Source organism: Trichocoleus sp. FACHB-591, assembly GCF_014695845.1.
Lineage (GTDB): Bacteria > Cyanobacteriota > Cyanobacteriia > FACHB-46 > FACHB-46 > Trichocoleus.
Genome location: NZ_JACJPA010000026.1, coordinates 1 through 8,995, shown reverse-complemented (window position 1 = coordinate 8,995; position 8,995 = coordinate 1). Strand labels below are relative to the sequence as shown.

General features: G+C 47.3%; 7 protein-coding genes. 2 read left to right on the top strand and 5 right to left on the bottom strand.

Annotated features, from left to right (window positions below; genetic code table 11):
* Positions 1-364 precede the first annotated feature (364 nt).
* From H6F90_RS03855 to H6F90_RS03840, 4 genes are all read right to left on the bottom strand, one after another.
* Complete coding sequence (locus H6F90_RS03855) at positions 365-1,396, bottom strand: macro domain-containing protein (protein WP_190550391.1); 1,032 nt, start codon at positions 1,394-1,396, stop codon at positions 365-367.
* A 48-nt stretch (positions 1,397-1,444) separates the two neighbouring features.
* A complete protein-coding gene (locus H6F90_RS03850; protein WP_190550389.1) occupies positions 1,445-2,071 on the bottom strand; it encodes a DUF4433 domain-containing protein in 627 nt (208 codons plus the stop codon).
* Positions 2,072-2,377: 306 nt separating this feature from the next.
* Positions 2,378-3,994, bottom strand: a complete 1,617-nt coding sequence (locus tag H6F90_RS03845) for an HNH endonuclease (protein WP_190550386.1) — start codon at positions 3,992-3,994, stop codon at positions 2,378-2,380.
* Positions 3,995-4,592: 598 nt separating this feature from the next.
* The gene (locus H6F90_RS03840) at positions 4,593-5,615 is read right to left on the bottom strand and encodes a hypothetical protein (protein WP_190550385.1); all 1,023 of its coding nucleotides are present in this window, start codon (positions 5,613-5,615) and stop codon (positions 4,593-4,595) included.
* An 18-nt stretch (positions 5,616-5,633) separates the two neighbouring features.
* On the opposite strand from H6F90_RS03840, the gene H6F90_RS03835 reads away from it, so the two are divergent.
* Together H6F90_RS03835 and H6F90_RS03830 are read left to right on the top strand one after the other, a co-directional pair.
* Positions 5,634-6,476, top strand: a complete 843-nt coding sequence (locus tag H6F90_RS03835; RefSeq protein WP_190550383.1) for an McrB family protein — start codon at positions 5,634-5,636, stop codon at positions 6,474-6,476.
* Positions 6,473-7,702, top strand: a complete 1,230-nt coding sequence (locus H6F90_RS03830; protein ID WP_190550381.1) for an McrC family protein — start codon at positions 6,473-6,475, stop codon at positions 7,700-7,702. Before H6F90_RS03835 ends, H6F90_RS03830 begins: the two co-directional genes overlap by 4 nt.
* A gap of 656 nt (positions 7,703-8,358) precedes the next feature.
* On the opposite strand, the gene H6F90_RS03825 is transcribed toward H6F90_RS03830, so the two are convergent.
* A complete protein-coding gene (locus H6F90_RS03825) occupies positions 8,359-8,868 on the bottom strand; it encodes a DUF4419 domain-containing protein (RefSeq protein ID WP_370587939.1) in 510 nt (169 codons plus the stop codon).
* Positions 8,869-8,995: the final 127 nt, after the last annotated feature.

The following is an 8,995-nucleotide window of genomic DNA, read 5'->3' as shown; positions in this document are numbered from 1 at the left end:
GCAAAGCTTGCAGGCTTTGACGTTGGTAGGGAGTCGGCATCCCATCGAGCAAGTGATAGATTAGTTCTTGGGCGTGGGCAAGAATGTCCATTGTTCTTGCGGTCTATTAGTTTCACGCCCTTTCTGCCACCTTTTAAGCCTTGGTGCAAGATCTGAGACATCGTTCTCGCTTTCAAATCTCTAGAACGCCGCAAGCTCACAGAATATGCTGTCTCTGGATCAATCGGAAGCCGCAGCTGATACACAAGACCACACGGTCAGTGACCCCTAAGAAGCTTTCCATCACTCAGGGCTGTCTCTTCCGTAAACTGGTGAACTGGCACGCAATTTTCAGATACACCTGCCAAAGGTTCCCTTCAGCGGCTTACAGCCAATTTTGCTCACGTAGACGCTGCCAAGCTTTACGAATGTGGTCGGGTTTGAATAACTGACGTTTGCGATCGCTCCATTCCTGCACTCGGGCGATGGCTTGCTTGCTATCTACAGCAGCCTGAGGATCTTCCTGAGCAACCCAGTGAACCGTGGCTAGCAGCTCCATCCCGTAAGGGGTTTCAAAGCCTGTAATTAGGCTGCCAACTTGCTCTAAACGCACCTGAACCTCAGGTTCACTTTCTAGAAAAGCTCGGGCCGCATCTCGGCCTTCGGGCAAAACGTAAATCTCAGCTTCCCGACTGCGATCGCCATACCCCCGAATGTAATGTCCTTCAATTCGCTGTAAGGCGTGATTGAGATTGTCGGCGTAAGGACCATATTTGTGCTTGACGTAGCGTAGCTTCAAAGGCTGTCCGGCAACTTGCAAAAAGTAAGCTAGTTTTTGAATTTCTAGTAAGGTAAGTTGGTATCCAGGAATCCCATACAGCTCCAGTAACCGCACAAGCAAAGAACGCGAACAAGTCATCCTAGGCTTGGAAGTTGTAACCTGCATTTGGTCGGCAGCAGGAGCACCTGCTGGCTCAAATACGATGGCTTGCACTTCTGGGAGTTGAGCAAAGGCTGCCTCGATTAAGGGTCTAACTTTGACCCAATCCAAACCACCATTGCCACACCCGAGTGGTGGAATGGCGATCGAGCGAATCCGGAGCTGCTTCACTTCTTCGATCAGTGCCTTCAGCCCAGACTGAACATCTTCCAGTTTTGATTTACCTTTCCAGTGACGCTTGGTGGGGAAGTTGATGATGTATCGGGGGTTGAATAAGCGACCTGTGGAAACAGTAAACATGCGCCCAGGTTGTACTTCCTTAGCATCACAAGCTTTTTTGTACTGTTGGAAGTTATCGGGAAAAGCTTGCTTGAATTGCAAGGCAATGCCTTTACCCATGACACCGACACAGTTGACAGTGTTCACTAGGGCTTCAGCATTTTCCTTCAATAGGTTGCCTTGCTTGAACTCAATCATTGATTTAGACTAGCCTTTTTCTGATTAATGCAATTGTACTATTTAGTGTTAGTAGTACCAGTTCCGGCGAATTTCCACCGGAATTGAGCAATTAAAATTCTGCAATATTTGGTGCACCTGTGTCTGTATCTGATTGTTGATTACCCCAATTTCGCTGATTAGTGACCAAGGGCAGAATTGATGAATCAAAAACTCAGCTTGTCGTCTGCACTTGCGGTTAGGATCATCGGCTGTGTCAAACCAGTACCGAGAATCCATCAGGTCCCAGTCAATCAAGGCTAAAGATCTTAGATCGTCGTAAAAGTCGGAGTAAGCCATCACTGCATGGCCATCCGTAAAAGCAAAGGCTAGACCTTGAGCTTCTATAGTGTCCACCTCACACACCAAGTGAATCACTGGCGTTTGGCCTTCTGCATAGCCTTCTACATTGCCCCGATCAATGGTGTAGAGCATGGGGGAGCGTGGAGCGAAATAGAACGGGACATAGTCATGCAAAAAACCTCCAACAGAGCAAGGTACGGGGGTTCTAGCACGCCGCTCTTGAATGCTATCGTGTGCAATATCAAGGTAGTCAATGCCCTCATACCGTAGTCGGCTGTTAGCAATGAGTCCACCTGATGGAAGAATTGAGACTAGGTTGTTGATATGAGTAATGTGGTAAATGCAGGTTGGCATTGGGCCACGTTAATACAAGAATTGAACAGCAGTTTGCCCGACACCCCCTGGAGGCAATGCACCAGCGAGCCGTTAATCAGCAAGTTGAAGAAGCAATTTATTTTAGCTGCTTACTTGAGCTCGGTGAACCTAAGCAGGCAGGTTGCCCAGGCTGATTGGCCTCAAAACTGGACGTGTTTGTTTTCTTACCTCCGGCCCTTGGTTCAGTGCCCAGCCAAAACTGCCTGAAACGGTGGGCGCGATCGCTCTCGAACCACGTATTACAGCTCAATAAGCTTATTATTTGGTAACAGCTTGCTTGTCAATTTATCTATACCAGAAACATTGTTGACAGCGCCATTGCAACGCGGCTCTATCAGGATAGAAAACTCTACTCTGGGGAAGATGGATAAGTTCTCCGTCTAACACACGATAATCTGTGTTCTGCAAACTGGGGGCAAGCCTAACCCGCATTGTCTCTGGCTCAATTACTAGCAAGTTCAGATCAAATAAGGTATGCAGATCTGCTCGGAGCAATAAACCATTAGATGGGTGGTTATTAACAGTATCACTGTAAGGGAGAATATGGGCTGCCTCAAGGGCTTCCCTCGCATTGCATTGAGTAATGGCACAACAATAGTTATAGGCTTCTAGCAAGCGCTGTCGGAACTGAGATTGCCCCTGGCGGCGAGCGATTGATACTGTAATTCTTTCTCGAGCCGTTTCCAAGTCGCGTGGAGCGAAAAAACCATCATTTTCAAGCTGATTTTGCGCTTCATGAACTGGCTCAAGCTTAGCTATTGTAACAATTTCAGGCTCAAGTTCTTGGATTTCTGAAACAGCGATATTTTCAGCCGAAGCTACTTCATCAGTACTATTCTTAGGTAATTCCTCAAGGCTAGCTTGAGCTGGTGAAGGATTGACCTCTCCTGGTAAGCTAGATTCTCCAGCTTTAGTAGTATCTCGTTGGTTCGCACTCAATGCTTCAACCATTGGATAAGGCTTTAATGCCTCAATCAGTTCTTGTAACTCTTGGTATTGCTCGCTCCATCCGAACTGCCGACAAATTTCGGCAGCTTTTTGAAAGTCTTCAATCGCTGCTCGTTCATTCCCCTGAGCATCTGAGTAAATGAAGGCTCGCTCTCGATAGATATCTGGGTTTCTAGGTTCAAGCAAAATAGCTTGTGTCAAGTCTGCGATCGCTAGGTCGTAATTTTTTAGCTTTAGCTGAGCTAAACCGCGACGATAATAAGGCTCATATAATCTGGAATTGATCTGAAGAGCCTGGCTATATTCCTCGATGGCCCTAGCATACAATTTTGCTTCTATGCTTTGTTGCCCAGCCCGGCAGAACACATCACTTAGCCTGACTCCTTTATTTTGGTTGGCTAAGCGAGTTAAATGCTTCTCCCATTCGGAATCTAACAGGTCTACAACATCTTCATTCAAGGACCTGCCTGAACCGCGAGGATCGAAGTTTGCTCCGCTAAATCTTGGCTGCTTCTTTAGAACATCCGTATTCAAGGGTTCCTTGAAATCAACTACCGAATCCCACTCAACAACAACTACAAATTTTCTTGAGTAAGCAAGTTGATCAGAGGAGTCATCAAGGTCATCTTCATTAAGATACTCCTGATCAAGATCGTAATCATAGGTTTCCGACACCCCATAGGCCGGACTTAAATGTTGATATCTCTTGTGTAAGCTTCTTAATTGCTTATTGGGCTCCGCCGCAACTACTTGCCCACGCGCAAAAATACCACAAGGTTTTTCTTCTGTTCTCTTAAAATATGCTACATCACCAACCTGAACCTTTTGTATTTGGCCACACGTCCACTCAGTTCGATATTTCTTTCCCATCGAAATCTTAGTTCTAGCCTTCTTGATATCCAACCAGATGCCATCATATTTGCCCGGATTACACAAGAAAAGCCTTGCTGTCATTGCTGATAGGGAATAGTTGAAGGTTGGCTAATAGTACAAATACAATTTCTCTTGACCAACGCTGCCCTTCGTACCCCTTGTACTCTGAGAAGCAGGTCTAAAAGAAGAAAAGATACACAGGTTAAATGCTGATGATCAGAGGGCTAGAACAGGATAGCTTTTAGGCTCCTGATCTCGGATGTGGCGTTTCAGCCATATGCTCTTGAAACTAGGATATATCTGTCTATCGTAAAAACCAAACTTATAGTGCCCCTTTTGAAGAGACTTATTCACACTGGAAGATGTGCTAGGGAGTAGCTTTGACAGGTGACACCCCCTAGTACAGGGGTGATACTTGAGAATAGATCCCACTTCCCTTGAAATTGCAGCATGCCTAAATGGTAGTAACCACACCAGACATAGGGTTGGTAAGTTCATGTTAAAACAGTCGCTGAATCTGGGAAGCACAGCCCTGGAAAACTGTGTAGGAAATGCAGGGTTACTGTTGCAGAAACTCATGGCAGAAGCGATCGCCTTCTTAGCCAAGTTAAAGAGATCCAGATCAACTACCTCTGTGAAGCAAAACCTTTCAGTTTTCACATGGAATCTAGACAGATTCTCAATCTTCCAACAAAATAGCATTCAGCAAATTAAGCTCAGAAGATGCCATGAAGTAGCGATCATCAAATAGGGTTTCCAACTGGGCAGTAACCCGCCGTCCTGCTACCGCTACCCAAGGAAATGCTTGATATTGGGAGACGACAGGCATCACAAGGCCCTGCGATGTCAGCGATCGCCCTAAAGCATTTCTCCAGACTCCGGGATCTTCTAGCATTTGCTGGCGGAAGCTGTCCTCTGAGTCATGCAAGTTCGTCCAAAAATGAGGATAATCCAGTGGCAGCGCGACCACGATGTTGTCTGTTTTCAAAGACTGCAGAGTTGAATACTCTTGGGTCGCTGCCTCTTTTTCTCGAATTAGCAATTTATGCAATTCTTTCGCAGGTCGTCGTAGCTTAGGTGGAAACCGACCTTCCACAATCTGGTGAAGCAATCCTAAAAGATCTCCACTACGCGATCGCACCTCAGTTCGCCATCCCTCAAAATTAAAGCGCTCCTCTGTCTGGCGATCGCCCCAATCTTCAATCCAAAAAGGGCCAATGCAGCTCAAGAAATCTGGAATTCTGAGTGCCTCCTGATCAAGCGCTGGAAGTAGGCTGCTTGAGCTACGAGAGACTGATTTAACAAAAGCCTCTAGGGTTGGATAAGTTGCATAGGATTTGGTTTGAGTATCTTTTGCCTGCCCCTTCAAATTAAAGTCAGCAAACATTTTCCGAACTAACTGTTCTACTTTGGCCACAACTGGCTTGGCATCCGCATTGTGATGATCACAAATAAAAACTTGAGCCTCGCGCAAGAAATCTTGAACATCATCCGACATGAGGCTTAAAAGTTCCTCATCACCCACAAAGCCTACAGGGACAAACGCAATATGTTGTCGTCGAAGCCCAGCATCTCCTTTAATCCGGGTATAGATCGTTGATCTCAACATCACTAGCAGGGTTAACAGGTCACTCGCTTGGCGCAACCAGAGGCGCGATCGATCATGCTCTCCATCTATCACGATAAAGTCATTAATTAGCATCACCAGCCGACGGGCTTGATGGTCACCGTCACTCCGAAATTCAGTTTAACTGAGTGTGCGGAGGCTACCCAATTGGATGAGGGCTTATTGCACGATTGGGTGACTGCGATCGAGCGCAAACGCCAAGCTGTTCTCTACGGACCTCCCGGCACTGGCAAAACGTTCTTGGCGCGTCACCTGGCCCAACATCTGATCGGCGGTGGGAGTGGCTTCGTGGATATTGTTCAATTTCATCCGGCTTACACCTATGAAGACTTTATTCAGGGCATTCGTCCTAAACGAGTGGAAGGAGGACTCGATTACCCCAGCGTTCCCGGTCGCTTTTTGGAGTTCTGTCAAAAAGCTCAATTATGCGGCGAGCATCGTTGTGTGCTGATTATTGACGAGATCAACCGTGCCAATCTCTCGCAAGTGTTTGGGGAGTTGATGTATCTACTGGAATATCGAGACGAAAAGGTTTACTTAGCGGGGGGGGAACCTTTCAGCATCCCTAAAAACGTTTACATCATTGGCACCATGAACACCGCCGATCGCTCGATCGCGCTGGTCGATCATGCCCTGCGCCGCCGTTTTGCCTTCCTCTACCTGGCACCGAACTATGAAGGTTTGAGGAAATATCATCAGTCCACCGCTTATCCTGCTGACAATTTGATTCGCCTATTAACTCAAATCAACGACAAAATCGGTGATCCCCATTATCAAATTGGCACCAGCTTCTTTTTGCGACAACAGTTGCGCTCAGAAATCAAGAGTATTTGGCAGCTAGAGATTGAGCCGTACCTGGAAGAATTCTTCTTTGATCAGAGCGATAAACTGAAGACCTTGCGATGGGATGCAGTAGAGGGGCAATTACGTTCATGACCTCAATGGTTCCCACCGTTCATGAACTGGCTGAATATATCCCAAAGCTGTTTTCCGCCGAAGTGATTTCCCCAGACCTAGGGAAGTTGCTCTGGCAGTCCTATGGTGACAATGGTGTCTTGAAGAAAGGGGTGATCGCAGTCGAATTCCCCACGCCTATTACAGGCGGGCAGTGGCGCTTGCAATCCAACGGATGGGTCGGCTACATCCCATTGTCTGTAGAACTTGGGTTGCGACTCCAACCCAAGGTTGGGTTGGCCAACATCTTTGGCATGTTGGAATATGCCTACAAACTTCAAAGCTTTCATTTTCTAGAGGGTTTAAGCAACTTCGACCAGCTCGAAGACTTTTACAGTTCTTTAACTGAGATTTTGGCTCGCCGCACGATCGATCGCACTCGAAAAGGGCTCTATCGCGCTTATATCCCTAAGAGCGATCGCATGACCTTTGTCCGAGGACGAATGGATTTGCGGCAACTGGCGCAAAAGCCTTGGGAGGTCAAAATCAAATGCCACTACCAGGAACAGACCCCTGACATCGACGACAACCAAATCCTGCTGTGGACACTGCGCACCATTGCGGCCTGTGGGGCCTGTAAACCAGAAGTTTTGGTAAAGGTGCGGCAGGCATATCATGCGCTCCAAGGCACGGTGTCGCTAGAACCCTGTACGGCTCAAGCCTGTATCAAACGCCTCTATCACCGTCTTAACGAAGATTATCAGCCGCTGCACGCGCTCTGCCGCTTTTTCTTGGAGCAGAGCGGGCCGAGCCATACCGAGGGCGATCGCAAAATGCTGCCTTTTCTAGTCAATATGGCACGGCTCTATGAGCTATTTGTGGCTGAGTGGCTCAAGGCTCACCAAGCCAGCGGCTTACTGCCCCACAAACTAGCGGTTAAGTCTCAACATCAGGTTCACATCACCCAGGATGGCTCACTGTCTTTTAACATTGACTTGGTGTTGTTTGACATTGCCACAGGCAAAGCCCGCTATGTCCTAGACAGTAAATACAAAACTCCCACCTCTCCTTCAACCGCTGATGTCGCGCAAATCATTGCCTATGCCACCGCAGAAAGCTGTTCAGAAGCCATTCTGATCTATCCCCAACCCCTCCAGAAACCACTCGATACAAGAGTGCAAAATATCCGAGTTCGTACCTTGACTTTCGCCGTGGATGGGAACTTGGAACAAGGAGGAATGCATTTTCTACAGCGGGTATTGAGTTGAGAGATGGGAGTTTCTCCTTAGGAACAAGCACAGCAGCAGTTGAGGGGGTACAGCACCCATCACCCTGATTAACGGGGAAAAGCTGATTGACCTCCTAATCAAACGCAAAGTCGGGGTACGTGCCCACTTGGTATAAATCTTGCAGAGAAATGGCGATCGCGACCTGAGAGAGAAGTAGCAGGTTGCTATTCTTGATAACCTTGCGCTCAACTTCAGTCCAACCGAGCTAGTGAGTCTGATGAGCTTATCTGATGAGCAATTGAATCAGTGGGCGATCGCTGTGTTTGACACACCCTTTCACTCCCCTCGGCTCTATGGAGCAATTCGCCCAATTTAATCCTAGTGGAAAACTAACGTCATTATCCGCTAGGATTAAACTCTGAGGTCACAGCAGGGTGGGGCCGAGGAAAGAAGCACGGACAAGTTCTGCCAGTTTCCACCAAAGTTCTTTAGGCGGCCGGATCTCTGATGATTCACACCCATAGAGCTTATTGGGAGACCTAGCTAGGTTCTTGCGGCTCTGGTAGCCGTCTCTGGTAGCCCTTCAGTTCATCAAAGCTCTCAGGGGAAGAGTCATCGCAGTCGTATCCAAGGTTAAGTACTTCGTTAGATCTCATTCCTGACCTTTGACATAATCTAGTTCGCTACCTCGATTACTAAGTTATTGGATCTCTCTTAAGCACAGCCCAACCCACGACTGGTTTCAGCACTTGCCATTTTGGGTGTTGGTTGACTCCGATAAAACCAGCAATTAATTCTAGAGTTTGCTCAGAACCCTCTGTAATTAGCTTAATCCCTACTCGCGATTGCCCAAGTGGCAGCAAACGAGAAGCTAAGCCATCATCAATGCTCAGCTGAGAGCGCTCAATTGCCAAAATAGGATTCCTCACTAAACGAGGTTGGCTTTGAACCCATGATGCTTCGATGTATGGAAATAGATCAGTCAGCCAGCCAGTAATCCGTTCTGTTCCATAGGTGCGCTGAGGTTTATAGATAGAACGCCAAAATTCAAGATTCGGATTTCCAGAGACTGCTTGAATGAACTCCTCACAGATTGGCAATAGTCTTTGCGTCCACCACTCTAATTCGTATTGACCCAAGGTTTGCACGCGCTCATAAATACGCTCCCAATCTTCCACCGTTCCTAAAATTGTTAGATTGGGGATACCACAAATGCCTTAAACCTTATCGGAAATAGAAAGGGATGTTGATTAAGTCACTCCTTGCCCTCTGGATCTGCAACTAAACCGCTTGGAGCTTCTGCTTCGCTTTTTGAGAGCGGTAGGTGAGTCG

What these genes read in the sequence shown, in the direction of transcription:
- H6F90_RS03850 (WP_190550389.1), bottom strand. Translation starts at nt 2,071, where the DNA reads ATGCCAACCTGCATTTACCACATTACTCATATCAACAACCTAGTCTCA.
- H6F90_RS03830 (WP_190550381.1), top strand. Translation starts at nt 6,473, where the DNA reads ATGACCTCAATGGTTCCCACCGTTCATGAACTGGCTGAATATATCCCA.
- H6F90_RS03845 (WP_190550386.1), bottom strand. Translation starts at nt 3,994, where the DNA reads ATGACAGCAAGGCTTTTCTTGTGTAATCCGGGCAAATATGATGGCATC.
- H6F90_RS03840 (WP_190550385.1), bottom strand. Translation starts at nt 5,615, where the DNA reads ATGCTAATTAATGACTTTATCGTGATAGATGGAGAGCATGATCGATCG.
- H6F90_RS03855 (WP_190550391.1), bottom strand. Translation starts at nt 1,396, where the DNA reads ATGATTGAGTTCAAGCAAGGCAACCTATTGAAGGAAAATGCTGAAGCC.
- H6F90_RS03835 (WP_190550383.1), top strand. Translation starts at nt 5,634, where the DNA reads ATGGTCACCGTCACTCCGAAATTCAGTTTAACTGAGTGTGCGGAGGCT.